Annotated in this window: 22 protein-coding genes and 1 pseudogene; 15 read left to right on the top strand and 8 right to left on the bottom strand. The window is 63.6% G+C overall.

Going from position 1 to position 25,028, the window contains the following annotated elements:
- Positions 1–79: 79 nt before the first annotated feature.
- The 5 genes from BJI67_RS05340 to BJI67_RS05320 are packed head-to-tail and all read right to left on the bottom strand — an operon-like array spanning position 80 to position 4,562.
- The gene (locus tag BJI67_RS05340) at positions 80–514 is read right to left on the bottom strand and encodes a hypothetical protein (protein ID WP_070072161.1); all 435 of its coding nucleotides are present in this window, start codon (positions 512–514) and stop codon (positions 80–82) included.
- A complete protein-coding gene (locus BJI67_RS05335) occupies positions 511–1,809 on the bottom strand; it encodes a Ni/Fe hydrogenase subunit alpha (protein ID WP_070072160.1) in 1,299 nt (432 codons plus the stop codon). Before BJI67_RS05335 ends, BJI67_RS05340 begins: the two co-directional genes overlap by 4 nt.
- Positions 1,802–2,620, bottom strand: a complete 819-nt coding sequence (locus BJI67_RS05330) for an NADH-quinone oxidoreductase subunit B family protein (protein WP_070072159.1) — start codon at positions 2,618–2,620, stop codon at positions 1,802–1,804. The genes BJI67_RS05335 and BJI67_RS05330 overlap by 8 nt, the downstream gene beginning before the upstream one ends.
- Positions 2,620–3,453, bottom strand: a complete 834-nt coding sequence (locus tag BJI67_RS05325) for an FAD/NAD(P)-binding protein (RefSeq protein WP_070072158.1) — start codon at positions 3,451–3,453, stop codon at positions 2,620–2,622. The genes BJI67_RS05330 and BJI67_RS05325 overlap by 1 nt, the downstream gene beginning before the upstream one ends.
- The gene (locus BJI67_RS05320) at positions 3,450–4,562 is read right to left on the bottom strand and encodes a 4Fe-4S dicluster domain-containing protein (RefSeq protein ID WP_070072157.1); all 1,113 of its coding nucleotides are present in this window, start codon (positions 4,560–4,562) and stop codon (positions 3,450–3,452) included. Before BJI67_RS05320 ends, BJI67_RS05325 begins: the two co-directional genes overlap by 4 nt.
- Positions 4,563–4,914: 352 nt before the next feature.
- On the opposite strand from BJI67_RS05320, the gene BJI67_RS05315 reads away from it, so the two are divergent.
- The 15 genes and pseudogenes from BJI67_RS05315 (at position 4,915) to BJI67_RS05245 (ending at position 20,693) form a co-directional block, all read left to right on the top strand.
- A complete protein-coding gene (locus tag BJI67_RS05315; RefSeq protein WP_070072156.1) occupies positions 4,915–5,400 on the top strand; it encodes a HyaD/HybD family hydrogenase maturation endopeptidase in 486 nt (161 codons plus the stop codon).
- On the top strand, positions 5,390–5,836 hold the full coding sequence (locus BJI67_RS05310; RefSeq protein WP_070072155.1) for a hydrogenase expression/formation C-terminal domain-containing protein: 447 nt from the start codon (positions 5,390–5,392) through the stop codon (positions 5,834–5,836). The genes BJI67_RS05315 and BJI67_RS05310 overlap by 11 nt, the downstream gene beginning before the upstream one ends.
- The gene (locus BJI67_RS05305; RefSeq protein ID WP_070072154.1) at positions 5,836–6,903 is read left to right on the top strand and encodes a hydrogenase small subunit; all 1,068 of its coding nucleotides are present in this window, start codon (positions 5,836–5,838) and stop codon (positions 6,901–6,903) included. Before BJI67_RS05310 ends, BJI67_RS05305 begins: the two co-directional genes overlap by 1 nt.
- A complete protein-coding gene (locus BJI67_RS05300; protein ID WP_070072153.1) occupies positions 6,903–7,556 on the top strand; it encodes a nitrate reductase in 654 nt (217 codons plus the stop codon). The genes BJI67_RS05305 and BJI67_RS05300 overlap by 1 nt, the downstream gene beginning before the upstream one ends.
- Positions 7,553–8,905, top strand: coding sequence for a (Fe-S)-binding protein (locus BJI67_RS05295; RefSeq protein ID WP_070072152.1), 1,353 nt, complete (start codon positions 7,553–7,555; stop codon positions 8,903–8,905). Before BJI67_RS05300 ends, BJI67_RS05295 begins: the two co-directional genes overlap by 4 nt.
- A 35-nt stretch (positions 8,906–8,940) precedes the next feature.
- Positions 8,941–10,689 (top strand): nickel-dependent hydrogenase large subunit, encoded by a 1,749-nt coding sequence (locus BJI67_RS05290; RefSeq protein ID WP_070072151.1) that lies wholly within the window; start codon positions 8,941–8,943, stop codon positions 10,687–10,689.
- Between the two features lie 302 nt (positions 10,690–10,991).
- A complete protein-coding gene (locus BJI67_RS05285) occupies positions 10,992–11,936 on the top strand; it encodes a sensor domain-containing diguanylate cyclase (RefSeq protein ID WP_070073970.1) in 945 nt (314 codons plus the stop codon).
- A 121-nt stretch (positions 11,937–12,057) separates the two neighbouring features.
- Positions 12,058–13,274: pseudogene (locus tag BJI67_RS05280) on the top strand (ISL3 family transposase).
- A 343-nt stretch (positions 13,275–13,617) separates the two neighbouring features.
- Positions 13,618–14,577: a ubiquinol oxidase subunit II gene (locus BJI67_RS05275; protein WP_070072150.1), complete on the top strand. Its 960-nt coding sequence runs from the start codon at positions 13,618–13,620 to the stop codon at positions 14,575–14,577.
- 16 nt (positions 14,578–14,593) lie between these two features.
- The gene (locus BJI67_RS05270; protein WP_070072149.1) at positions 14,594–16,711 is read left to right on the top strand and encodes a cbb3-type cytochrome c oxidase subunit I; all 2,118 of its coding nucleotides are present in this window, start codon (positions 14,594–14,596) and stop codon (positions 16,709–16,711) included.
- A 63-nt stretch (positions 16,712–16,774) separates the two neighbouring features.
- A complete protein-coding gene (locus tag BJI67_RS05265) occupies positions 16,775–17,407 on the top strand; it encodes a cytochrome c oxidase subunit 3 (protein WP_038091323.1) in 633 nt (210 codons plus the stop codon).
- A 79-nt stretch (positions 17,408–17,486) separates the two neighbouring features.
- The gene (locus tag BJI67_RS05260) at positions 17,487–17,804 is read left to right on the top strand and encodes a hypothetical protein (RefSeq protein ID WP_083250657.1); all 318 of its coding nucleotides are present in this window, start codon (positions 17,487–17,489) and stop codon (positions 17,802–17,804) included.
- Positions 17,805–17,910: 106 nt separating this feature from the next.
- Positions 17,911–18,408 (top strand): DUF3579 domain-containing protein, encoded by a 498-nt coding sequence (locus tag BJI67_RS16660; RefSeq protein ID WP_083250656.1) that lies wholly within the window; start codon positions 17,911–17,913, stop codon positions 18,406–18,408.
- Positions 18,409–18,655: 247 nt separating this feature from the next.
- On the top strand, positions 18,656–19,471 hold the full coding sequence (locus BJI67_RS05250) for an HAD-IIB family hydrolase (RefSeq protein ID WP_070072147.1): 816 nt from the start codon (positions 18,656–18,658) through the stop codon (positions 19,469–19,471).
- 1 nt (position 19,472) lies between these two features.
- A complete protein-coding gene (locus BJI67_RS05245) occupies positions 19,473–20,693 on the top strand; it encodes a glycosyltransferase family protein (protein ID WP_070072146.1) in 1,221 nt (406 codons plus the stop codon).
- A gap of 6 nt (positions 20,694–20,699) precedes the next feature.
- Here the strand turns inward: BJI67_RS05245 and BJI67_RS05240 are convergent, their stop codons facing one another.
- The 3 genes from BJI67_RS05240 to BJI67_RS05230 form a co-directional block, all read right to left on the bottom strand.
- Positions 20,700–22,367: a sugar phosphorylase gene (locus tag BJI67_RS05240; protein WP_197513318.1), complete on the bottom strand. Its 1,668-nt coding sequence runs from the start codon at positions 22,365–22,367 to the stop codon at positions 20,700–20,702.
- A gap of 157 nt (positions 22,368–22,524) precedes the next feature.
- Positions 22,525–23,829: an adenylosuccinate synthase gene (locus BJI67_RS05235; RefSeq protein WP_070072144.1), complete on the bottom strand. Its 1,305-nt coding sequence runs from the start codon at positions 23,827–23,829 to the stop codon at positions 22,525–22,527.
- Positions 23,830–25,017 (bottom strand): ATP phosphoribosyltransferase regulatory subunit, encoded by a 1,188-nt coding sequence (locus BJI67_RS05230; protein WP_070072143.1) that lies wholly within the window; start codon positions 25,015–25,017, stop codon positions 23,830–23,832.
- Positions 25,018–25,028 lie beyond the last annotated feature (11 nt).

Below are 25,028 nucleotides of genomic sequence, written 5' to 3'. Positions count from 1 at the left end.
GTAGGCTTCATGTTGGGGCGAGCGCACTGCGATGGTTCCGGTATCGCCCTGCTTTTGGGCACAGGGCGCGAGCTGCTATCTAGCCGGAAAGGTTGCGCAGACGGCGGATGAGCAGGCGCAGGCCCGCCGCGCAGGCGCGCGGGCCGGCGCTGCCGTCCGGCTGCAGACGCAGGCCGAGGAGTTCGAGCGCCGGCAGGTCGCCGAGCGCACGACCAAGATCGAGCGTTTCGGCGAGGCCGATGGCGTGCCCGGAAAGCGGCGCCGACAACCGCGCGAAGGCGTCCTCGGCATACCAGGCGGCGGGTTCGTCGGCGCCGGCGACCGCGTCGATCAGGATTGCGCGTTCGGCGCCGCTCAGGCGTTCGAGCAGGGCCGGTCCGGGGCGATCGCTGACCTCGAACGACATGCCGCCGGCAGACGCGAAGCGGCTGTGCTGCAGGCGCTCGATCAGGCTCCAGGCGATGCGGTCGCCGCCGAAGGGAGAGCCGATGCCGATGACTGCGAGCCGCGTCACCTGCGGCGCACGTCCAGACGCAGGAAGTGCGTGGCGCAGGAGATGCAGGGGTCGTAGCTGCGGATGACCTGCTCGCCGCGCAGGCGCAGGGCCTCGTCCGGCTGGTCCAGCCCGAGCAGTTCCAGCGACTGGCGCAGGTCGGCCTCGATGCGCGCCTGGTTCTGGCTGGTTGGCGGCACGATGCGCGCGCTGCGTACGTGCCCGGCGTCGTCCACCTCGTAGCGGTGCCAGAGCAGGCCGCGCGGCGCCTCGGTGGCGCCGAAGCCCATCCCGGCGCGCGGCGTCACCGCCGCGGCGGGCAGCGGCGGCTCGGCATAGTCCGCGAGCAGCCGCGCGGCCTCGCCGACGATGAAAGCGATCTCCGCCGCACGGGCGATCAGGCTATGGAACGGGTTTCTGCTGGGCAGCCGCAGCCCGGCCGCGAGCAGCCGCTCGCGCAGCGCCTCCGGCAGGCGCTCGTGGTTGAGATTCAGGCGTGCCAACGGGCCGACCATGTAGGGCTCATCGTGCAGCAGTGCATGCAGCGCGGTGGAATGCGGCACCTGCAGCTCGCGGAAATGCGCCTCGAAGGCCTCCGCCCCGATATCCAGGCCGCGGTCGCTGACGATGCACCCCTCGGCCATCGCATAGTCCTGCGGATGGCGCAGGGCAACGCTGACGAAGTCCTGGTCGGAGTCCGGCACGGGCAAGGCCAGTGCCCAGTCGAGCAGGGCCCGCGCGTCCTCCTGTGCATCGTTCAGGCGTGTGCGCATGGCCGCTACCGCCGCCACGGTCGGGGCGTGATGGAAGCCGCCCACGCAGGCGCCCACGGGATGCACCGAGCGCCCCCCGAACAGGGCGATCAGGTCGTTACCCAACGCCTGCAGGCGCAGTCCGCGGCGGACCAGATCGGGATGCCCCTTGGCCATCTCGACGACGCTGTCGTAACCGAGGAAATCGGGTGCCGCGAGCAGGTGGATGTGCAGCGCATGGCTCTGCAGCCATTCGCCGCAATAGAACACCCGGCGCATGCGCCGCACCCAGTCGTCGATGCCGACGCCCATGGCCTGCTCCAGGGCCGCGACCGCGCTCATCTGGTAGGCCACCGGGCAGATGCCGCAGATGCGCGCCACCGCGTCCGGAATCTCCTCGTGGCCGCGCCCCTCGAGGAATTTCTCGAACAACCGCGGCGGCTCGTAGATGCGCAGTTGCAGGCGTTCTATGCGGCCGTCGCGCACCTCCAGCGAAAGCGCGCCCTCGCCCTCCACCCGCGCCAGCACGGGCACCTCGATGCGCACGTCGCGGCGTTCAGTCATCGGCATGCCCCCGCGCCCGCTGCCCGGCCTCGAGGAATGCGGGCGCCTGGCTGTTGATGAAATGGAAGCGCCGCACGACTGCCTCGTCGACCAGGCCGAGCCCGGCGAAGCGGCGACCCAGCGCCTGCGTGTTGGAGTGTTCGGCCGGGCCGTAGCAGCCGTAGCAATCGCGCTCGAAACGCGGGCACAACGCCCCGCAGCCGGTGCGCGTGACCGGACCCATGCACGGCGCGCCGCGGGTGACCATCACGCACACCGCCTGCTGGCGCTTGCATTCGAGGCACAGCCGCTCGTCGGGCACCGCAGGTGGCGCGCCAGCGAGCAGGCTGCCCACGGCCGACACCACCTGCCGGCCGCTGACCGGGCAACCCCAGAGCTCCAGGTCGACGTGCACGTGCTCGCGAATCGGCGACACCTGTGCCAGGCTGGAAACGAACTCGGGGCTGGCGTAGACCGCGCCCAGCCAGCCGTCGCCGTCGGCGAAGTTGCGCAGCGCCTGGATGCCGCCGGCGGTGGCGCAGGCGCCCAGGGTGACGAGAAAGCGGCTGTTGCTGCGCACCCGCACGATGCGCGAGCGGTCCTCCGGCGTGGACACGCTGCCTTCGACGAAGGCGATGTCGACCTCCGCCTCCGGGTCCATGGGACCGGCTTCCGCGAAGTGCACCAGATCGACCCGCTCGGCCAGCGCCAGCAGCGCCTCGCCGGCATTCAGCAGGGCAAGCTGGCAGCCGTCGCAGGAGCTGAACTTGTGCACCGCCACGCGCGGTTTGCACGGCGGCGCGGTGGCGTTGCTTGCGGATACCTCGCTCATCACAGACTCCGGTGCCGCAGCCACGGCGCCAACACGGGATAGGGAAATACCGGGCCGTCACGGCATACGAACAGCGGCCCGAGCTGGCAGTGGCCGCAGTGGCCCACCGCGCAGTGCATATTGCGCTCCATGCTCAGCCACAACCGTTCGGTCGGCATGCCGTCGTCCAACAGACGCTCGGCGACCGCCTTCATCATCGGCTCGGGCCCGCACATCAGCGCGTGCGCCTGGGCGTGATCGAATTCGGCGTGATCGAGCAGCACCGTGACCGGGCCCACATCCCAGGCCCAGTGCGGCCCGCCCACGTCCGCCGCCAGCCACACCTGGGTGTCCGGCGCATGGGCCCAGGCCTCGTAGCGCTGGCGCCAGATCAGGTCCTCGGCATGCTTGACGCCCTGGATGATGACCAGCCGCCCGAAGCGCTCGCGCCGGCGCATGACGTAATCGATCACCGACACGACCGGGGCGCAGCCCAGACCGCCGGTCACCAGCACCACGTCGCCGCCCTCGGCCTCCTGCAGCGGCCAGCCGCGCCCGTAGGGGCCGCGCAGCCCGACCCGGTCGCCCGGGCGCAGGGTGGCAAGCGCGTGCGTCACCCGCCCCACCGCCCGCACCGTGTGGCCGATGAAGTGTATGTCTTCAGGGTCGGAGGAGATCGAGATCGGCACCTCGCCGACGCCGTGCATGCTGAGCATGTTGAACTGGCCCGGGCTGCTGCGGAACGCCGTCTGCCGCGCCGGGTCGACGAAGCGCAGGCGCAGGGTGAAGATACTGGACGAGTCGTCCATACGCTCGATGATCTCGGCCGTTGCGGGCAGTTCGTGCAGTGTCATGCCGTCCCCTCGCCGGCCAGCGCGGCGACTTCCGCGGTCAGGTCGATGCCCACAGGGCACCACGAGATGCAGCGCCCGCAGCCCACGCAGCCGGAGCGCCCGTACTGGTCGTGCCAGTGGGCCAACTTGTGGGTCAGCCACTGGCGGTAGCGCGCGCGGGTTTCCGAGCGGATCACGATGCCGTGCAGATAGCTGTGTCCGGAGGTGAAGCAGGAATCCCACTGGCGGTAATGCCCGTTCTCGCGTCCGTCGATGGTGGCTTCGTTCACCTCCGCGTTGCAGAAGCAGGTCGGGCAGACGGCGGTGCAGTTGCCGCAGGACAGGCAGCGCTCGGCCACCGCATCCCATTGCGGCGACTCCAGCCGTTCCAGCAAAGTGGGGCGCAGGTCGCGCGACGGCAGGCTGCGGCTCTGCGCCGCCGCGGCCGCCTCGACACCCGCCCGCGCCTCGTCCATCCGGGCCTGATCCGCTGCCGCCAGATCGAGCCCGGCCAGCACCGCGGCGCCGGCGTCGCTGCCGGCGGCAACGATGAAACCGTCGTCGATCTCGTGCAGCGCGAGGTCGAAACCCGACTCGGCCTCGGGCCCGTCGCCGGTGGAGGCGCAGAAGCAGGTGTCGGCCTGATGCGTACAGTGCACCGCCACCAGAAACAGCGCATCGCGCCGCGCGCGGTAGGCGGGATCGGGATACGGCTCGCGCAGGAAGTGACGGTCCTGCAACGCCAGTGCGGCAAGATCGCAGGCGCGCACGCCGATTACCGCGGTCGGGCGGGCCGCGGGCTCGGCGGCGGTGAACTGCGGGCCGTCGGCGCCATCATTGCGACTGGACCAGAGCAGTTCGTGCGGCACGAAGACCAGGGGTTTGAGCGCCTGCGGCCCGTTCGCCCAGGCGAACAGGCGCTCGTCGGGCGAGACCGCATGCAGCGCATAGGCGCCGGGGGATTGCGCATCGCGTACGCCGGCGGGCAGATCGGCGGCGGCTGCGATGGGCGCGTAGACGATGGCGCCGTCGCGCACCCGCGGCCCTATGACCTCGCGGCCGTCGCGGCGCAGCGCCTCGATCAGCCGGTCCAGACCGTCCCGCGGCAGAAAACCTGGTTCGCTCGCCATGCGTCTCCTCGCAGCTGCAGCACCGCATCAGGGACTGCGCTAAGTCTTGCGCGTTACCGGGGCCCCGTATCCGCGCCTTCAAATACGCTCAAAATATTCAAGTGCATGTCTGCGAAAAGCAACTAAACCGCAGAATAAAGATGATCCATCTCACCGAACATCGGTTACAAATGATCCGTGTCACAAATCAATCACTCTGGGTAACACGCCGCAAATATTTCTGGCCTAGAGTTTGGGGCAAGTTGATTGACGTCATATTAAAAAAACTGCGCCGATCGAACCGACTCGCAACGTGGCGACGTAATCCTTGCGGCTTGGACGCCATGCAAAAGACGAATCACGGAGCACCAGCATGACCTCACGCGTATTGGTACTGGGACTCGGCAACACACTCCTCGGCGACGAGGGCATCGGTGTCTACGCCGCTCGGGAGCTGGAACGCACCTGCTCGACTCTGCCGCATGTCGACTGCCTGGACGGCGGCACCCTGAGCTTCACCCTCGCCGGCCCGATTGCGGACTGCGACCGCCTCATTGTCATCGACGCCGCAGAACTGCACGCGTCGCCCGGCAGCGTGTGTGTGTTCGAGAACGAGGCCATGGACCGCTATGTCGGCGCCGGCGGCAAGCGTAGCGTGCACGAGGTCAGCCTCGCCGACCTGCTTTCCATGGCCTGCCTGACCGACGAACTGCCGGCGCATCGGGCGCTGATCGGCATCCAGCCCGAATGCGTGGACTGGGCAGATGTAGCCACCGCGGCGGGCCAACGCGGCATCGCAGAGGCCTGCGCTCTGGCGCAGGCACTCATCGCCCGCTGGGAGCAGGCCGATGCCGCTTGAGGATATCTCCGTCAAGGTCGTGCACGCGCCGCCGCCTGCAGGGACGACACCCAACGTCCGTGCGCTGCAGTCCGAGATCGCCACTCATCTTGAAGCGCTGCTGCAACGTGGCGAGACGAACACCATCGACCTGCGCAGCCTGCCGCTGTTGCCCGGCGAACGCGAGGCGCTGTGCGCAGCGCTCGGGCGTGGCGAGATAAGCGCACGCTTCGACGCTCTGGGCGAAGCGGAAATCTACGAAACCGGCTTTCCCGGCGTGTGGTGGACGACCCTGCGCGCCGAATCCGGCGAGGTCGTCGCCGAATTGATCGACATCGCCCTGCAGCCGCCGCTGCTGGCCAGTCACCCTGTGGACGTCGCAGACGGACTGGCTCGCCTGCGGCAGGACCTGGCCGACGACGAAAACCCACCCGAGACCGCACGCGAGGACGCCTGATGGACGCAGACGACAAAAACACAATCGGCGATTATCTGCGCAGCCAGGGCATCAGCCGGCGCGCCTTCCTCAAGCTCTGCGCGGCCATGGCCTCGGCCCTGGCCCTGCCCCCCGGCGCCGCGCTGGCGATGGCCGAGACCCTGCCGCAGAAACGCCGGCCGTCGGTGATCTACATGTCCTACCAGGAATGCACCGGCTGCCTCGAATCGCTCACCCGCTCGTTCACCCCCACGCTCGAATACCTGATGTTCAACGTGATGTCGCTGGACTACGACGACACGCTGCAGGCAGCCGCGGGCTTCCAGGCCGAGGCCGCGCGCGAGGCGGCGATGAAGGCGAACTGGGGCAAGTACCTGATGATCGTCGACGGCGCCATTCCGGACGGCAACAACGGCTATTGCACCGCCGCCGGCAAGTCGGCCCTGCAGTCGATCCAGGACGTCGCCAAGGGTGCCGCCGCGGTCGTCGCGGTCGGCACCTGCGCGTCCTTCGGCGGCCTGCCGATGGCGAATCCGAACCCGACCCGCGCGACCATGGTCAGCGACATCGTGACCGACAAGCCGGTGATCAACGTCCCCGGCTGCCCACCGATCCCCGTGGTGATCACCGGCACGCTCGCCCACTTCCTCACCTTCGGCCGGCTGCCGGACCTCGACCACCTGAAGCGCCCCATCGCCTTCTACGGCAACACCATCCACGACCGCTGCTACCGCCGCCCGTTCTACGACCGCGGCGAGTTCGCCAAGACCTTCGACGACGAGGGCGCGCGCAACGGCTGGTGCCTGTACGAGCTGGGCTGCAAGGGGCCGACCACCTACAACGCCTGCGCCACCACCAAGTGGAACGCGGGCACCAGCTTCCCGATCGAGTCCGGGCACGGCTGCATCGGCTGCTCGGAACCGAATTTCTGGGATCGCGGCGATCTCTACAAACCGCTCTCCGCCGGTCTGTGGCACGGCAGCATCGGCGCCGACCTCGGCGCCGCGGCCGTGGCCGGCATCGCCATCGGCGGCCTGGCCGCCGCCACGGCACGTCACCGGCAGAGCAAAATCACGGAGAAGAAGTGATGGATCTGCTCACCCTGGCACGCGGGCCTATCCTGCAATGGTCGCTGATCATCTGCGCCGCCGGCATTCTGTGGCGCCTGACCGGCATTCTCCTGCTGCGGCGCAAGCCGGACTACTCCGAGCCGCGCAACACCGGCACCTGGCTCGGCGCGCTCAAGCTCATCGTCACCCGCTCCTGGCCCAAGCGCGAGTTCTGGGCGACGACCGCCTTCGGCCAGACCATCGGCTACGTGTTTCACGTCGGCCTGGTCGTGGTCATTTTCGGGTTCGCGCCGCACATCCTGTTCATCAAGAGCCTCGTCGGCGTGAGCTGGCCGAATCTGCCGAACAGCCTGATCTACGCCACCGGCGGCATCACCATCGCCGCCCTCGTCGCCGCGCTGATCCGCCGGGTGAGCAATCCGGTGCTGCGCCTGCTGTCGAACTTCGACGACTACTTCAGCTGGCTGGTCACGGTGGCGCCGGTGGTCACCGGGCTGCTCGCCGCCGCGCACCTCGGCGCGCGCTACGAAACGCTGCTCGCGATCCACATCCTGTCGGTCTGTCTGCTGCTGGTCTGGCTGCCGTTCGGCAAGCTGATGCACAGCGTCATGATCTTCGTTTCGCGGGGCACCACCGGCGCCCTCTTCGCACGTAAAGGAGCCAGCACATGAGCGAGGGCACCCTGCCGCTGCTGGAAACCGAAGGCGGGCGTTTCGGCATCAAGAAACCGCAACAGCGCTACGACCTGCAGGGCGACATGCCCGACGCCGAGCGCGTCGAGACCGCCATGCGCCATTTCGTACGCGATTTCGGCGCCGTCGCCGCCACCTACATGGAATCCTGCATCCATTGCGGGATATGCGCCGAGGCCTGTCCCTTCTACGTTCAGACCGGCGACCCCAAGTACAGCCCGATCTGGAAGATCGAACCGTTCAAGCAGGCCTACAAGCGCGAGGTCGGGCCGTTCGCCATCTTCATGCGCGCGCTCAACCTCAAGCGCAAGGTCACGCTCAAGGAACTGGAGGATTGGCAGGAGCTGATCTTCGATTCCTGCACCACCTGCGGCCGCTGTACGCTGATCTGTCCCATGGGCATCGACATCGCCAGCCTCGTGGGCCTCGCCCGTCACGGCATGCACAAGGCCGGGCTGGTGCCGCACGAGCTGTGGGCGACGGCGGAACGCGGCGAGCGCGAGGGCAGCCCGCTCGGCGCCACCCCCGACGTGTTCGCCGACCGCGTCGAGTGGATGGGCGACGAGAACGACGTCGAGATGCACATGAACCTGGACCAGGCCGACGTGCTGGTCACCCTGTCCTCGATCGAGATCCAGAAATATCCGCAGGCCATCGCCCACATGGCCAAGCTGCTCAACCACATGGGGATGAGCTGGACCTTCCGCACCGACGGCTACGAGGCGACCAACTTCGGCCTGCTCTCGGGCAACGCGGACTGGCAGAAGGACATGAGCATGAAGCTCATCAACGCCGCCATCGCCTGCAAGGCCCAGCTGCTTTTGCTGCCGGAGTGCGGCCATGCCTACAGCGCCATGCGCTGGTCGGGCGCCAACATCTACGGCAAGCCGCTGCCGTTCAAGGTCCGCCACATCTCGGAATTCCTCGGCGAACACATCGCCGACGGCAGCATCCGGGTCAAGCAGGGGCTCAACACCACCGTCACCTACCACGACCCCTGTCAGGTGGCCCGCCGCGGCGGCGCCATCGAGGCACCACGCGTGGTACTGCAGGCACTGGGCGCCGAAATCCACGAAATGAAGGAAAACCGCGGCATGAACTGGTGCTGCGGCGGAGGCGGCGGCGTGTACAGCAACCACCGCGCCGACCCGCTGCGCTACAAGGCCTTCCAGATCAAGATGCGTCAGGTAGAGGAAACCGAGGCCGACATGCTGCTGACCAGCTGCTCCAACTGCCGCATCACCTTCGACGACGGCCAGGCGCATTTCCATTGGGACAAGACCGCGCACAGTCTGCTCGAAGCCGTGGTGGACAATCTGGCCGATTGAGGACGCGTTCGAGATAGCTTCAGGGAGAGGCACACGTGGCAAACCAAACCGTCGTAGTAGACCCCATCACCCGCATCGAGGGACATCTGCGCATCGAGGCCGAAACCGATGCCAGCGGCCTGATCACCCGCGCATCCAGCGCCGGCACCATGGTGCGCGGCATCGAGATCATCCTGCGCGGGCGCGACCCGCGCGAGGCCTGGGCCTTCGCCCAACGCATCTGCGGCGTGTGCACCCTGGTGCACGGCATCGCCTCCGTCCGCGCGGTGGAAAACGCCCTCGCCTACCCGATCCCGCCGAATGCCGAGCTGATCCGCAACCTGATGATCGCGGCGCAGTACGTGCACGACCACGTCATGCACTTCTACCACCTGCAGGCGCTGGACTGGGTGGACGTGGTCTCCGCACTCAAGGCCGACCCGCGCAAGACCTCCGAACTGGCCCAGTCGCTGAGCAACTACGCGCTGTCCTCGCCGGGACATTTCGCCGACGTGCAGAACAAGATCAAGGGCCTGGTCGAATCCGGCCAGCTCGGCATCTTCGCCAACGGCTACTGGGGCCACCCGGCCTACAAGCTGCCGCCCGAGGCCAACCTGATGGCCGTCGCGCACTATCTCGACGCCCTCGCCTGGCAGCGCGAGGTGGTCAAGCTGCACACCATCTTCGGCGGCAAGAACCCGCATCCGAACTTCGTGGTCGGCGGCGTGCCCTGCGCGATCAGCGTCGACGCGGAAAGCACCGGGGCGACCGCCGGCGCCACGGCGGTCAACATGGTCGGGCTCGCCATCGTGTCCAACGTCATCGACCGCATGCTGCAGTTCGTCGATCAGGTCTACGTGCCCGACATCCTCGCTATCGCCGGCTTCTACAAGGACTGGGCCACGCGCGGCGAAGGCATCGGCAACTTCATGACCTACGGCGATTTTCCCTCCAAGGGGATCAACGATCTCGGCGGCTTCCTCATCCCCCGCGGCGTGATCGTCGACCGCGACCTCTCACACATCGAGGAGGTCGACCTCAACGCCGAGGACCAGATCAAGGAATACGTCGCGCACTCGTGGTACGACTACAGCGGCGGCAAGCAGGAAGGGCTGCACCCCTACAACGGCGAGACCGTACTCAACTACACCGGCCCGCAGCCGCCCTACGAACACCTCGACGTCGACGCCAGCTACTCCTGGCTCAAGTCGCCGCGCTGGCGCGGCAAGGCGGTCGAGGTCGGCCCGCTGGCGCGCATGCTGATGCTCTACGCCAGCGGCAACCACGAATCCCGCGGGCTGGTCGACAGCACGCTGAGCAAGCTCGACCTGCCGGTGCAGGGCCTGTTCTCGACCCTCGGCCGCGTCGCCGCGCGCACTCTGGAAACCAAGTTCATCGTCGATCAAATGCGCGGCTGGTACAACCAGCTCATCGCCAACATCAAGGCCGGCGATCTGAGCACCTTCAACGCCGCGCACTGGGACCCCTCGACCTGGCCGTCCACGGCCAAGGGCGTGGGTTTCACCGAAGCCCCGCGCGGCGCGCTGGCGCACTGGGTGGTGATCAAGAACGGCCTGATCGACAACTACCAGGCCGTAGTCCCCAGCACCTGGAACGCCGGCCCGCGCGACGCCGCCGGCCAGGACGGCCCCTACGAGGCCGCGCTCAAGGGCACGCAGATGGCGGATACCCAGCAGCCGCTGGAAATCCTGCGCACCGTCCACAGCTTCGATCCCTGCATCGCCTGCGCCGTGCACCTCGTCGACGACGAAGGCGAGGAAATGCTCCAGGTCAAGATACGCTGATCCCAAGCCAGCGCCGCGTGATGTACGATGCGCGGCGCGACGAGCGACGCATATCGCGCGTCGCGGCAGGGGTATTTGCCACAACCCGGCCTCGGGCAGTAACTTCACGAAGCTGAAGGCGTGATGCGGACGGTCATGCGCATCGCGCACCCCGCCGGCCGTGAAACCGGACATGCCATCGGTCGCGCGCCACATCCCGCCGCGAATCAGACGCAACGACGCAAGTCGCGACGCCAGTCCGTCCTCGGGGCGCGATCATCGCCGCAGCGTCGACACAAGATAAGTATCGAATGGGGCACACCATGTCAGACAAGGAATACGACGCAGACAGCGTCGATGCGGTCCACAAGACCCTGCTGGAATCGACCAAGGCCATTCCCTGGAAGATCGACTGGGACACGATGACGTTCGCCTACATCGGCCCGCAAATCGAGCCCCTGCTCGGCTGGACCCAGGAAAGCTGGGTCACGGCCGAAGACTGGGCCATGCGCATACACCCCGACGACCGCGATTACGTGGTCAATTTCTGCATCTCGCAGTCGAAGGAAGGCATCGACCACGAGGCCGATTACCGCGCGCTGACGAAGGACAACGGATACGTCTGGATTCGCGACGTGGTGCACGTCGTGCGCAAGGAAAACGGCGATGTCGAGGCCCTGGTCGGCTTCATGTTCGACATCAGCGAGCGCAAGAAGGCCGAGGAGGAACTGATCCGCCTGCAGGCGGAACTGGAGGCGCTGTCCTTCATGGACGGCCTGACCGGCATCGCCAACCGGCGCCGCCTCGACGCCGCCCTCGAAACCGAATGGGCGAGCGCACGGCGCAGTGGAACGCCGCTCTCGCTCGTCATGCTCGATGTCGATTACTTCAAGCAGTACAACGACCGCTACGGCCACGGCCAGGGCGACACCTGCCTCAAAGACGTGGCCGAAACCCTGCAGGCCGCCGCGGCCCGCCCGCGCGACGTGCTGGCCCGCTTCGGCGGCGAGGAATTCGCTCTCCTGCTGCCGGAAACGGACGCCGACGCGGCAAAGGCCATCGCCGAACGCTGCATCCGCCTGATCGCAGCGCGGGAGATCCCCCACGAAGCCTCGCGCATCGGCCCGCTCGTCACCGTCAGCATCGGCGTGGGCACCACCCACACCTTCACCGAGGACGAACCCAGGCGCTTCGTCGATTTCGTCGACGGCTTGCTTTACCAGGCAAAACACAACGGCCGGAACCGGATCGAATCGGGAACGATGTAGGCGATCTGTGAACAGGAAAAATCAATACCCGTGTAGTGCTAGTGCGTTATCAATATGCCTCATTTGAATTCTGAGTGGGTAACGGGGTCAAGAACGGACTGATCTCTGAGGACGTACGTTCGTGCAAAACAAACTGTTTGAAGCCGCTCTGGGAGTTGAAGAGCCTTGGTACGTGAAGGGCGTTGACTTTGATGCGGTGCAGAAGACGCTGACCATTGTCATCGATTTCGTGGCGGGCAGCCGGTTTGAGCATCCCGATTTCCCTGGCGAACATCCGGTCCACGACACCCAAGCCAAGCGCTATCGGCACCTGCACTTCTTTCAGCATGAGTGCTATCTGGAAGTTCGCGCCCCTCGCATCCGTCTGCCTGACGGGTCTGTGACGCTGATGGAGCCTCCTCGGGCGGGCAAACTCTCTGGCTTTACCCTGCTGTTCGAGGCGTTGGTGCTGGCCCCAGCCCAACAGATGCCGTTTGCGGCGGTGGCGCGTACCGTGGGCGAATCTTGGATGCCATCTGTTCGCGCTACGTCGAGATGGCCGTGGCGGAGGCGGACCCGTCGGGTGTCACGGCCTTGGCCATTGACGAAACCTCGTATCGACGCGGCGATCGTTATCTGACCGTGGCGGCTGATGCGGTTGAACACCGCGTGGTCTTCGTCACCGAAGGCAAAGGGGCGCGGACGATCGCCCAATTGGTGGAGCACCTGACCGATCATCACGCCACGCCGGAACAGATCACCTCGGTCAGCATCGACATGTCCCCGGCCTTCATCAAGGGCGTCACCGAACAGCTGCCCAACGCCCGCATCACCTTCGACAAGTTCCATGTGGTGGCCCATGCCTCGGCTGCCGTGGACAAGACCCGCCGTATCGAGCAGAAGACCGATCCCGAACTGAAGGGGCTGCGTTGGACACTGCTCAAGGACCGGAATCACTTGCCGGCCAGCCAACGGGCCGACCTGGATGCGCTCATTAGCCAGGTGACCACCAAGCGCACCGCGCGGACCTGGCTCTATCGGGAGCAGTTGCGCGACATCCTCGACCGCAAGCAGATCAACGGGGTCTCGGCCCTGCTGACCCAATGGTGTACCAACGTCATGCGGTCCAAGGTCGAGCCCATGAAGGCGGTGACTGCGTTAATCCGCAACCACTTCAACGCCATCGTGGCCTGGACACAAACCCGACAAACCAACGGCTTCATCGAAGCGCTCAACGGACTGTTCCAGGCCGCCAAGCGCAAGGCACGCGGCTACACCCGATTCGAAACCATGCGCACCGTGCTCTTCCTAATCGCCGCCAAGCTCGACTTCTCTCGAATCAACCCACATGTCGTATAACCCACTCGTTCAATAGAGTCCATTCGATTTTATCTCATCCCACGCCAACTGCATTTCATCAACACATAACTTCAATTATCACACAACCAACGAAGCATCCAATTTTCATCAATCACCCCCTAAAATATAAGCATAAATATCATCTATTTTAAAATAAGCAGATATTAAGAAACTTTTTTACATGGACTTATTCACACATAACATCGAGCAACACTTCTCACTCAAAAATACCTTGTCATTAAGGTGTTTTTTTCAAGCGCATCTTATTAATTAGATCTTATTATTTTCTGTTTTTTAGAGACAGAAAATTCTGATTCACCCGCTTTCAGGAGGCCTGTCGACTATGAAATGGGCGAAACGGTACGTTTTATATTTTCGTTACCTAGCGTATTCACCCTTGCTGCTTCTGAGTGGCTGTAGCGACACCCATTTTTGGCTGTTCGATCCCAAAGGACTCATCGCTGACACAGAATTGCACTACATGATTATCGATGTGACCTTGATGGCAATCGTGATCGTACCAACGACTTTCCTGCTGATATGGGTAGTCTGGCGCTACCGAGAAAAACGCAGATCGGCATTTGCACCAGAATGGTCGCACTCAAATGTGATAGAGGTTGTGGTATGGGGGATACCACTGCTGATCGTTGGCATGCTGTCATATTACTCATGGCGCGGCATTCAAGCCGTCAACCCCTACAATCCACATGCACTTAATAGCCACGGCGCCAGCACAGCCCGTTCCCACAAACCACTCACGGTCGATGTCATAACCACAGATTGGCAGTGGCTCTTTGTTTACCCGAATAAACATATTGCAGTAGCCAACGAGCTCGTTGTGCCGACCGGGACGAAACTGCATTTGAAGTTGACCTCGACGTCTGTGGTCAACAGCTTCTATATCCCGCAGATCGTTGGGCAGATTTACGCAATGCCCGGTATGCGCACAAAACAATCTTTCGAAGTTGACCATCCAGGTAGCTATCATGGGTTTTCAGCGGCATTCAGCGGCCCCGGTTTCTCTTGGATGGATTTCAAGCTCAAGGCTGTTCCGCCGGTGAAATTCACAGCCTGGATAAAAAAAGCCGGGATCTCTAAAAACACCTTGAACTATGCAAGCTTCTCCAGGTTTGCCGAGCCGACTGTCAATATCGAAAGAAAAATACATTATTTTTCCGATGTAAAAACCGGCTTGTTCGCCAAAGTCATAAAAGCAGTACGTTCGCAACGCCTTCACTATGTCACCCCGATGGCCATGACGGAAAACATGCACGCCAAAATCTTCCGCACTCACTCCAACTGACTCAGGAGCCCACGCGATGCCTGTTCATCTACAAGGTCCATGGAATGAACTGTTCGGCCGCCTTGGCCTGCTGCTGATCCCGCACTACAACAACCCCGTCATATTTTTCGCCTTCATGCTGGTCACAGTCGGGGGCACAGCCGTCCTCACGACGCTCACGATTCTTGGCCGCTGGGGCTGGCTGTGGCGCGACTGGTTGACCACGGTAGACCACAAGAAAATCGGCATCATGTATGTGCTGATCGGCCTGGTCATGCTGTTCCGTGGTTTTTTCGACGCGCTCATGATCCGCTCTCAACAAGCCTTAGCCGTTGGACCAAATTCCCCTGGCGTGCTCGGCGCCTTGCACGGATATCTGCCACCTTTCCATCTTGATCAGGTTTGGACCGCGCACGGAATGATCATGATCTTGTTGGCGGTCACACCGATTCTTATCGGCATGATGAACTTGATCGTGCCGCTGCAGATAGGCGCGCGCGATATGGCTTATCCGTATTTAAATGCTCTCGGACTTTGGTTGACCGCCGTGTCGGCCGCATTGGTCATGATCGCGCTGTTCGTCGGCGATTTCTCGCACGCCGGCTGGGTCGGCCTCGCACCTCTTACCGAACTTGCATACAGCCCAGGAGTGGGCGTGGATTACTGGATATGGTCGATACAGATCGGCAGCATCGGCACGACGCTGGGCTCGATCAACATCATCGCCACGATCATCAAGATGCGCGCCCCAGGTATGAAATGGTTTCGACTGCCGATATTCACCTGGACTTCGATGGCCACCAGCATCATCGGGCTGACCTCGTTCCCGGTACTTGGCGTTGCACTCAGCCTTTTGACCTTCGATCGCTACCTTGGCACGCACTTCTTCACCGCTGGCCTTGGCGGTGATCTCATGATGTACACCAACCTGTTCTGGATCTGGGGACACCCGGAAGTGTACTTCGTCGTACTGCCGGCTTTCGGATTTCTGTCTGAAATCATTCCAACCTTTTCTCGCAAACCGTTGTTTGGCTACACCACCATGGTACTGGCTTCATTCAGTATCGCCGGTGTGTCCTGGCTGGTCTGGCTGCACCATTTCTTCACCATGGGCGCCAGCCCAAAGGTACTGGCCTTCTACAGCATCACCACCATGCTGGTCGGCATTCCGACGGGCGTGAAGGTGTTCAACTGGGTGTTCACGATGTATCGAGGCCGCATCCGGATGGAGGTACCGATGCTATGGGCGGTAACATCGGTCTTTCTGCTCATCATCGGCGGCATGACGGGCATGATGCTGTCCATTCCAGCGATCAACTACATTGTGCACAACAGTGTTTTTGTGGTTGCCCACTTTCACAACATGTTCATGGTGATCACCTACGCTGCTTTCGGCGCGATCGTCTTTTGGTGGCCCAAGGTGTTCGGCTTCAAGCTCGATGAACGCCTTGGACGCATGTTCTTCTGGTTATTCTCGACCGGCACTGCCCTGGTTTTCCTGCCGATGTATACGCTCGGCCTCATGGGCATGACGCGTCGTCTCGATTACATCTCCCACCCTTCGTGGTGGCCCCTGCTGCTGATCGAACTGTGCGGCATCGGCTTCTATCTGGTTTCGGTATTCGTGTTTCTAGGCATGATCTACGTCAGTTACCGTGACCGCGCCAGCAATGCCGTCACTGCCGATGATGCCTGGGGTACTTCGCGGAGCCTTGAGTGGCTGACCCATACGCCGGTTCCGTTCTACAACTTCGCCGTGACTCCGATCGTGCATGCACTGGACGAGGTCGTCTGGCGACGCGAACAGGGTACTCTTGATCGGCAGCCCGAACGCTACACAGACATACACATGCCGAACAACACTGGCATGCCGATCATCATCAGCGGTTTCACCCTGATCTGCGGTTTCTCCATGGTATGGCGCATTTACTGGCTGGCCCTGGTCAGCTTCATTGCGATCATCGCACTGGTGCTGATTCGCTCCTTCACCAAGAACCCCGGATATGTCATCACGGCCGAGGCAATCGGGGAACTGGAACGCACATCGCGGCCGCATCGCCAAACCGAAGAAATCGAGAACCCCGTTTCTATGGGAACCGGCGGCGGATCCATGCCCAACCATGGCGCTCCCGCGGCCAGACATCCGGATTATTGATTTCATGCGGGAACACCGCTTCAGCCAGAACGACTCAAGCCTGATTTCTGGAGTTCACGACTGATGAATACATACCAAGACACCAGCGACATGTGGCAATACGAGGATCACCCACACGATGCCATTGGCACGCGAACACTCGGCTTCTGGTTGTACATGATGAGCGACCTGATGATCTTTGCCGGATTGTTCGCCACCTTCGGCATCTACGCCGACGGGATGCACTATGCAGGAGCCTTTACTGCAGGTCAGGTCATCCATCCGGGCCCCGCCCTGTGGTCGACGGCATTCATCTTTGCCAGCGTTCTCGCCTATGGATATGCCATGGTCTCTCTCAAGAAGGCCAATCGCAGTGGCGTACTCCTCGGCATTGCCATGGCATTCGTCCTGGGCATCGCTTTCCTGGGCATGGAATGGCACGAATTCAGCGATCTATACGCGATGGGTGCAATTCCCGAAAAGAGCGGCTTCCTGTCCGATTACTGGGTCATCGTGCTGGTTCACGCCGTGCACGTTGCCTTTGGCCTGCTCTGGTTGGCAGCCATGTTCATTCAGGTGGCGCTTGAGGGATTCACTGAGGACGTGGTGTATCGCCTGCTCAACCTCAAAATATTCTGGCTGTTTCAGGCCGTGATCTGGGTCTGCGTATTCACCCTCGTCTACCTCATGGGTTCGACCTCATTGGCTGCCATCTGATCACTGCAAACCTACGGAGACATGTCGATGTCGCACTCACACTTCGATCCGATTGAACATCCCGAGGTCCAGGTCGCCAATGGCGCAGGATATCGTCGCCAATGGCGCAGGATATCTGTTCGTGTTTATTCTCGAATACTTAGCAATGGCGGCCTGTGTCTGGCTGCTCAACACCCACTGGCTGAACGGTCCTGCATTGTTGATCCTGATCCTGGCCATCGCACTCATCGTAATCGCCGTACAGCTTTATGCCTTCTTCAAGCTCAACCTGTCCGAACACCGGATTTGGCATACCGTTTCGCTGGTGCTCACGCTGCCGCTACTGGTCATCACCATTGGGCTGACAACCATGATGTTTATCACATTGACGCACCGCACGATGATCGGGGGTACGTGAAATGATGAAATCCGCATCAGCTTAATGCCACGATGGCATTGCATATTCCACTGCGTTTTCCCTGATATGGATCAGTTACCATGGAACTGGCTATGGCAATATATTCATGCGGATCAAGGCATTACCCTGCCTTAACCGCGGGGATGACGGCCGCTATGGGACCCATGGCCGCATCCGCGTAGAACGTCAAACAGACGTTACACGCACGCTGCAGGTGGAAAGCACCTGCAGCGGCGGTCCTTCAAACCACCATGAAGGAGCGAATAAGATGAACAACATAGAACTACACGGCAAACTGATCGTTTCAGGCTATCGTAATGGCGTCAAGTTCCGACCCTCTGCATGGTCTGAAATGCTTAGCGATATGGCTGCCGAATATAACGAACAGCACCATCTGGTTTATGCAGAGTATCTGCAGCCAGCTTATGTAGAGGGTTACGGCCATTGTGTTGAGGTTGATTTCGACGCCATGCGTACAGATCGCGATTACGTCTACAGGCAAGTACTCGATTTCATCGCCAGCAATCATCTGGAAGTCTATACCCTGGAGGGAGATCGCGCGTACTACGACCCCACCACCACTCAACAAGCCCATGCTGCGTGAAGATAAAGTTTGGGCGCACACCTGAAACACCACCGATGCTGGTCGCGACGGTGGTGTTTCAGTTTTATCACCGATAAGCCATACATATCGAAAAGTTACGAATGGTGTCCCAAACTTCGGTACCAACCACTCACCGAATTCCACTAATGGGATTCCATGGCAATTTTGGCAGCCGCATATAGCCTGCGATCATCTTGCCGTTCAACAATCTCATCAAAAACCCCGTTTCGCCCGGCACACTCCCTGCATGCGGTACACTCCCGTGCTGGACCAGGCCGAGCGACGATTGTCTCTGATGACTCACCGCCACACCGTAATCTTCACCGACCTCGACCACACCCTGCTCGACGCCCGCGGCGGGCTGGGCAAAGCCGCGCCGTTCATCCGCCGGCTGGCGGCCCGCGGCATCCCGGTCATCCCTGCCACCAGCAAGACAGCGGCCGAGGTGTTGAATCTCTGGCGGCGCTGGAGCCTGCATGGACCCGCAGTGGTCGAGAATGGCGCCGCGCTGTGCCTGCCGCGGCGTGATCGCGGCTGGTACGTGGAACGGCTCACCACCTGGCGCTACACCTCAATCCGCGCCGCGGTGCGCGGCCTGCGCAGCGCCCTGGATCTGCCGCTGGAAGGCTTCGGCGACTGGTCGCTGGGCACGGTGTGCCGACTGACCGGCCTCAGCCCGATCAATGCCCTGGCGGCACGCACGCGCATGGCCTCCGAGCCCCTGCGCTGGAGCGGATCGCCCGACCAGAGGCTGCTCGACCGCTTGCGTGCCCTGGGGCTGACCGCATTGCAAGGCGGCCGCTTCCTGACCGTGCAGCCGCTCGGCATCGACAAGTCCACCGGCGCCAGCGCGCTGCTGCATCATCTGTATGCCGGCAGTCGGCGTCCCCGGATCATCGCTCTGGGCGACGCCCCCAACGACCGCCGACTGCTCGAAATGGCCGATCTGGCCGCCTGTCTGCCCGGGCCCAATCCCCTGCCCGCGGACACCTCTTGCCTTCACGCGCGCCAGGCAGGCCCGACCGGCTGGATCGACGCGCTCACACGTCTGGGAGTGGCATAACATGGCCGATTTTTATCAGGGCGGCACGGTCGCCACGCTGCACGATCTGGGCACCCGCAGTCTCGACGACCTGGAACGGGCACTGTGCGACTACAACGAGAAGCGGCCGCTGGCACTGCTGATCCCGGCGCTCTACTCCGAACTGGAAGGGCCTGCGCTGTCGAACATCATCGACCACATCGCCAGGATTCCCTATCTGTCGTCGGTGGTGATCGGCCTGGACCAGGCCGACGAGGCGCAGTTTCACGCCGCCCGGCAGTTCTTCTCCCGCCTGCCTCAGCCGCTGCACCTGCTGTGGAACGACGGCCCGCGGCTGCGTGCGATCCACGACCGGCTGGCAGCGGAAGATCTGGCCCCCAACCAACCCGGCAAGGGACGCAACGTCTGGTACTGCCTCGGCTACATCGCGGCGACCGGCATTGCCGAGGTCGTTGCGGTGCACGACGCCGACATCCTCACCTACGACCGCGCCCTGCCGGCGCGCCTGCTGTACCCCATCGCCGCGCCCGACTTCGGTTTCCGCTTCTGCAAGGGCTACTACCCGCGCGTGGCCGACAACCGGCTGGGCGGGCGCGTATCGCGGCTGTTCTTCACCCCGCTGATCCGCAGCCTGGCGCAGATTCTCGGCTCGATGAACTACCTCGAATTCCTCGACGCCTTCCGCTATCCCCTGTCCGGCGAGTTCGCGATGCACGCCGACGAAATCACCCGGCTGCGCATTCCGCCGGACTGGGGACTCGAAGTCGGGCTGCTGTCGGAGGTCTACCGCAATCTGAACAGCCGTCGCGTCTGCCAGGTAGACATCGCCGCCCGCTACGACCACAAGCACCAATCGATGTCGGAAAGCGACGCCAACAGCGGGCTGGCGCGCATGAGCCGCGAAATCGCGGTGTCGGTGTTCCGCAAGCTGGCGACCGAGGGGGTGGTGCTCGCGCCGGAAACCTTCCGCACCCTGAAGGCCGCCTATCTGCGCAACGCGCTGGATCTGGTGCAGCGCTATCAGGCCGACGCCGCGCTCAACGGCCTCGACTTCAACATCCACGCCGAGGAAGCCGCGGTGGAAACCTTCACCCGCGCGGTGATCGAGGCCGGCGACACCTTCCTCGCCAGCCCCTTCGAACCCCCCTACATACCGAGCTGGAGCCGGGTCGCCAGCGCCTGCCCGGACATTCCGCAGGCCCTCGCTGACGCGGTGGCGGAGGACAACGCGACCGCGCCCTGAAGCGCTTCAGACCGCCTTGATCCACATGCTGGCGTAGGCCGGCAGGCGAATCATGCGCCGAGGACAGGCCAGCCGGCGGTTGCCGATCAGATCGACCACGCTCTGCCGGCCGTTGTCGTCGCATACCGCCCCTATATCCACCTCACGCACTTCCGGGGTGAAATTGAACAGGCAGAGCACCGGCATGGACACGCCCCGGTCCACCGGACGCGGAGTGCGCAGCACGGCGAACACGCCGTCGTCGCTGTCCAAGATCTGCTGCGCAGCCTCGGGATGGAAAGCACGATGTGCCTGGCGCAACTTGAGGCGGCGCACGATCTCGCTCAGGCAGCGCGCCTGTACCGATCCCTCGCGCGCCAGCAGACCGCTGAGCTCGCCGTAGTCCCAGCGGCGGCGGTTGATCGCCCGGGTCTGTCCGGTGCGTTCCACGCCCAGCAGATCGCTCTCGGTAGCGATCAGCGACTGCACATAGAGAGCCGGCACGCCCTGCAGGGACAGGGCCACAGTCTGCGCGAGCAGGAAGCGCGCAAGTTGCGCCACCTCGCCGTCGTCGCCGCCCAGGGCGCTGAAATAGCTGATGTTGAGTTCGTACGGCGAATCGCGCCCGTCGGGCAAACGGCGCATCGACACGTAGCCGCCCCGCTCGCGCATTCGCCGCAGCAGGGCGTCGCGGTCTGCCTCGGACACCAGACCCTCAAGTGGGCGCAGACCGACGCCGTCGTGAGAAGCGGTGAAGTTGACGTAGGACGCGCCCGGAGGCGGCGCCGGCACCGCCGACGCCCAAGTGCGCAGGGCCGAGGTGCGACCGAGGGTCAGGGCGTGCAGCAGCAGCGGCGCAAGGCTGAACTGATAGATCAGATGCGCCTCGTCGCCGTCGCCGAAATAGCTCAGGTTCTCCGCCTGCGGCACGTTGGTTTCGGTCAGCAGCTGGGTTCCCGGGGCTACGGCATCAACCACGAGACGCAGGCACTTCACCACGGCGTGGGTCTCGGGCAGGTTGATGCACGGCGTGCCGAGCTTCTTCCACAGGTAGGCGACCGCATCCAGGCGCACGATGCGCGCGCCGTGGCGAATGTAGTCCAGCAGGATATCGACGAACTCCAGGAGCACCGCCGGATTGGCGAAATTGAGGTCGACCTGATCGGCGCTGAACGTAGTCCAGACCCAGCGCGAGCCCTGATCGCGGACTTCGACCGGGGTCAGCAGCGGGCTGTTGCGCGGACGTGTGACCAGGGCCAGGCGGGGATCGTCCGGATCGGCCTCCACGAAGTAATCGCGGCCCGGCGCCTCGCCGCGGATGTAATCCTGGAACCACAGGTGGCTGCGCGAACAGTGGTTGAGCACCAGATCGAGCGCGAGGCCGTATTCGGCGCCGATCGCGACGATGTTATCCCAGTTCCCCAACTCGTGGTTGACCTCGCGGTAATTGACCACCGAGAAGCCGTCGTCTGAGCTGTACGGGAAAATCGGCAGCAGATGCACGAGGCTGATCGCCGAACCGACATGGTCACGCAGGAAACGCCGCAAGGTCGCCAACGGCGCCTCGCCTGGTGCGCTGAAGGTGTTGCCGTAGGTGATCAGCAGCGCATCGCGCTCGGAAAGCGGCGGGCGCGGACGTACCTCTGGCAGCCCCTCGGAGAGGCGGCTTTCGAGACCCGCAATGGCCTCGTCCATTCCAGCGCACTCATACAGTGCATGCAGCAGGCCTCTTGCCCGCTCTTTGACGTCCCCAGACAGTGCCATTGCGCCCTCCGCGATGCCGATGCCCTGCTGTCGATCTAGCAGGATGCTTGCCAGCAGCGAACGGTCAGCTGCGAAGGCGTCGGCACACTCAGTCCTTTGAGCTCTTCAGCGGATTGCGCAGCACGATGTTCTGTTGGCGGTCCGGCCCGGTCGAAATCAGATCGATGGGAATTCCGGCCAGCTCCTGGATACGCTCCAGATAGGCCTGAGCCTGCACTGGCAGTTCGGAATAGGCGGTGATGCCCACCGTCGAACTGCGCCAGCCGGGCATCTCCTCATAGATCGGCTGGCACACCGCGAGCGATTCGGCACCGCTCGGCGGCAACTCGTGGCGCTCGCCATCATAGTGGTAGCCGACGCAGATGCGCAGCGACTCCAGCCCGTCGAGCACGTCGAGCTTGGTGATGCACAGACCGGAGATGCTGTTGATCTGGATGGCGCGGCGCATGGCGACGGCGTCGAACCAGCCACAGCGGCGTGCGCGACCCGTGGTCGAGCCGAATTCGTGGCCACGGCGTGCGAGATGCTCGCCCATCTCGTCCATCAACTCGGTGGGAAACGGTCCAGCGCCGACGCGGGTGGTGTAGGCCTTGGTAATGCCGAGGACATAGTCCAGCGACAGCGGTCCAACCCCGGTGCCGGTGCTGGCGCCGCCCGCGGTAGTGTTGGAGGAGGTGACGAAGGGATAGGTGCCGTGGTCGATATCCAGCAGCGTGCCCTGGGCGCCCTCGAACAGCACGCTGCGGCCCTCCGCGCTCAACTGGGACAGGCGTAGCGAGACGTCGATCACCAGCGGACGCAGGATTTCCGCCTGCGCGAGACAGTCGTCAAGGATGCGCTGGAAATCCAAGGTTTCGACCTTGAAGTAATGCTTGAGCACGAAGTTGTGGTAATCAAGCACCTCGCCGAGCTTGGCCGCCAGGCGCTCGCGGTGGAACAGATCGCTCACGCGCAGGCCGCGACGCGCCACCTTGTCCTCGTACGCAGGACCAATGCCGCGACCGGTGGTGCCGATGGCCGCGCTGCCGCGTGCCTGTTCGCGCGCCAGATCGAGAGACACGTGGTACGGCAGGATCAGCTGCGCCGCATCGGAGATGCGCAGGCGCTCAGCCACCGGCACTCCACGCGCCGAGAGCATCGCCATCTCCTCGAGCAATGCGGTGGGGGAAAGCACCACGCCGTTGCCGATCATGCATTCGACGTCGGCGCGCAGGATGCCCGACGGAATCAGGTGCAATACCGTCTTTTCACCACCGATCACCAGCGTGTGTCCGGCATTGTGCCCCCCCTGGAAACGGACGACGGCCGCCACCTCGTCGGTCAACAGGTCGACGATCTTGCCCTTTCCCTCATCGCCCCATTGGCTTCCCAAAACAACGACGAACTTGCCCATTCAATTCACTTCCGTCAGTAGCCATTGATTGCCACGGCGCACCAGCATCCGGTCGCAGCCCATGGTCCTAGCGTCTTCCTGCTGTCCGCGCAGCGCGCGGACGACGATGTTGCCCTCCGCGCGCAGGGCACGAATGGTTTCCTCGAGTGCGGCATCCGTGTCCGCAGGCGCGAATACCCGCGATTCGACACTATCCGCCGCCAGCGCTCCGGCTTCCAGCAGATCTTCCAGATCGGCGCTGAAGCCCGTAGCCGGGCGGGCACGCCCGAAGGCCTCGCCAATTCCGTCGTAACGGCCGCCGCGCGCGAGTTCGCGACCGCGACCGGGCACATAGGCGGCGTAAACGAGGCCGGAATGGTAGTGATAGCCCCGCAGTTCGCCAAGATCGAAACACAGCTCGACCTCGGGCGCCGCAATCCGGATGGTGGCGGCCACCTCTTCGAGGTAATCGAGGGCGGCGTCGATGCGCGGGTCCACTCCGGCGAAGCGCTCGCGGGCCCGCGGCAGCACTTCCGCGTCGCCATGCAGCACGGCCAGGTCCAGAAAACGGCGGCGATGTGTTTCGTTCATCCCGCCGGTAGCCAGCGTCTCGGACATCTCGCTGACCGCCTTGCGCTGCAGCAGCCCGAAGACCGTCGCCTCATCCTCGGCAGAAAGCTGCGCAGCCTGCACCAGACAGCGGAAGATGTCGATATGTCCGAGGTCGACGTGCACCCGTTCGACGCCGCATATCGCGAGGGTAGCCAACATCAGGCGCAGGATCTCGATATCGCTGTCGGCACCGGCATGTCCGTATAGCTCGGCCCCGACCTGCAGCGGGCTGCGCGTACCACCCTGCCCCTGCGGGCGGGTGCGCAGCACGCGGGCCATGTAGCACAGGCGCGCAGGACCCTCGCGCCGCAGGCGGTGCGCGTCGATGCGCGCGACCTGCGGGGTGATGTCCGCGCGCACGCCCATCAAGCGACCGTTGAGCTGGTCCGTCAGCTTGAAGGTTTCCAGGTCGAGTTCACGCCCGGCGCCGGTCAGCAGGGATTCGAGATATTCGATGAGCGGAGGGATGACCAGTTCGTAGCCCCATGCCCGGTACAGGTCGAGCAGTTCTCGGCGCACACCCTCAAGCCGGGCCGCTGCCTGCGGCAGCGTCTCCTCGATACCTTCCGGCAGTAGCCAGTATTCGGGGTCCCTCATGCCTCGCCCTC

The sequence above is a fragment of the Acidihalobacter aeolianus genome, assembly GCF_001753165.1.
Classification (GTDB): domain Bacteria; phylum Pseudomonadota; class Gammaproteobacteria; order DSM-5130; family Acidihalobacteraceae; genus Acidihalobacter; species Acidihalobacter aeolianus.
This window is presented reverse-complemented; position numbering and strand designations above follow the sequence as displayed.

What these genes read in the sequence shown, in the direction of transcription:
- BJI67_RS05275 (WP_070072150.1), top strand. Translation starts at nt 13,618, where the DNA reads ATGAAATGGGCGAAACGGTACGTTTTATATTTTCGTTACCTAGCGTAT.
- BJI67_RS05330 (WP_070072159.1), bottom strand. Translation starts at nt 2,620, where the DNA reads ATGAGCGAGGTATCCGCAAGCAACGCCACCGCGCCGCCGTGCAAACCG.
- BJI67_RS05270 (WP_070072149.1), top strand. Translation starts at nt 14,594, where the DNA reads ATGCCTGTTCATCTACAAGGTCCATGGAATGAACTGTTCGGCCGCCTT.
- BJI67_RS05285 (WP_070073970.1), top strand. Translation starts at nt 10,992, where the DNA reads ATGTCAGACAAGGAATACGACGCAGACAGCGTCGATGCGGTCCACAAG.
- BJI67_RS05250 (WP_070072147.1), top strand. Translation starts at nt 18,656, where the DNA reads ATGCGGTACACTCCCGTGCTGGACCAGGCCGAGCGACGATTGTCTCTG.
- BJI67_RS05315 (WP_070072156.1), top strand. Translation starts at nt 4,915, where the DNA reads ATGACCTCACGCGTATTGGTACTGGGACTCGGCAACACACTCCTCGGC.
- BJI67_RS05335 (WP_070072160.1), bottom strand. Translation starts at nt 1,809, where the DNA reads ATGACTGAACGCCGCGACGTGCGCATCGAGGTGCCCGTGCTGGCGCGG.
- BJI67_RS05295 (WP_070072152.1), top strand. Translation starts at nt 7,553, where the DNA reads ATGAGCGAGGGCACCCTGCCGCTGCTGGAAACCGAAGGCGGGCGTTTC.
- BJI67_RS05245 (WP_070072146.1), top strand. Translation starts at nt 19,473, where the DNA reads ATGGCCGATTTTTATCAGGGCGGCACGGTCGCCACGCTGCACGATCTG.
- BJI67_RS05240 (WP_197513318.1), bottom strand. Translation starts at nt 22,367, where the DNA reads ATGGACGAGGCCATTGCGGGTCTCGAAAGCCGCCTCTCCGAGGGGCTG.
- BJI67_RS05235 (WP_070072144.1), bottom strand. Translation starts at nt 23,829, where the DNA reads ATGGGCAAGTTCGTCGTTGTTTTGGGAAGCCAATGGGGCGATGAGGGA.
- BJI67_RS05320 (WP_070072157.1), bottom strand. Translation starts at nt 4,562, where the DNA reads ATGGCGAGCGAACCAGGTTTTCTGCCGCGGGACGGTCTGGACCGGCTG.
- BJI67_RS05265 (WP_038091323.1), top strand. Translation starts at nt 16,775, where the DNA reads ATGAATACATACCAAGACACCAGCGACATGTGGCAATACGAGGATCAC.
- BJI67_RS05300 (WP_070072153.1), top strand. Translation starts at nt 6,903, where the DNA reads ATGGATCTGCTCACCCTGGCACGCGGGCCTATCCTGCAATGGTCGCTG.
- BJI67_RS05230 (WP_070072143.1), bottom strand. Translation starts at nt 25,017, where the DNA reads ATGAGGGACCCCGAATACTGGCTACTGCCGGAAGGTATCGAGGAGACG.
- BJI67_RS05325 (WP_070072158.1), bottom strand. Translation starts at nt 3,453, where the DNA reads ATGACACTGCACGAACTGCCCGCAACGGCCGAGATCATCGAGCGTATG.
- BJI67_RS16660 (WP_083250656.1), top strand. Translation starts at nt 17,911, where the DNA reads ATGCGGATCAAGGCATTACCCTGCCTTAACCGCGGGGATGACGGCCGC.
- BJI67_RS05305 (WP_070072154.1), top strand. Translation starts at nt 5,836, where the DNA reads ATGGACGCAGACGACAAAAACACAATCGGCGATTATCTGCGCAGCCAG.
- BJI67_RS05260 (WP_083250657.1), top strand. Translation starts at nt 17,487, where the DNA reads ATGGCGCAGGATATCGTCGCCAATGGCGCAGGATATCTGTTCGTGTTT.
- BJI67_RS05310 (WP_070072155.1), top strand. Translation starts at nt 5,390, where the DNA reads ATGCCGCTTGAGGATATCTCCGTCAAGGTCGTGCACGCGCCGCCGCCT.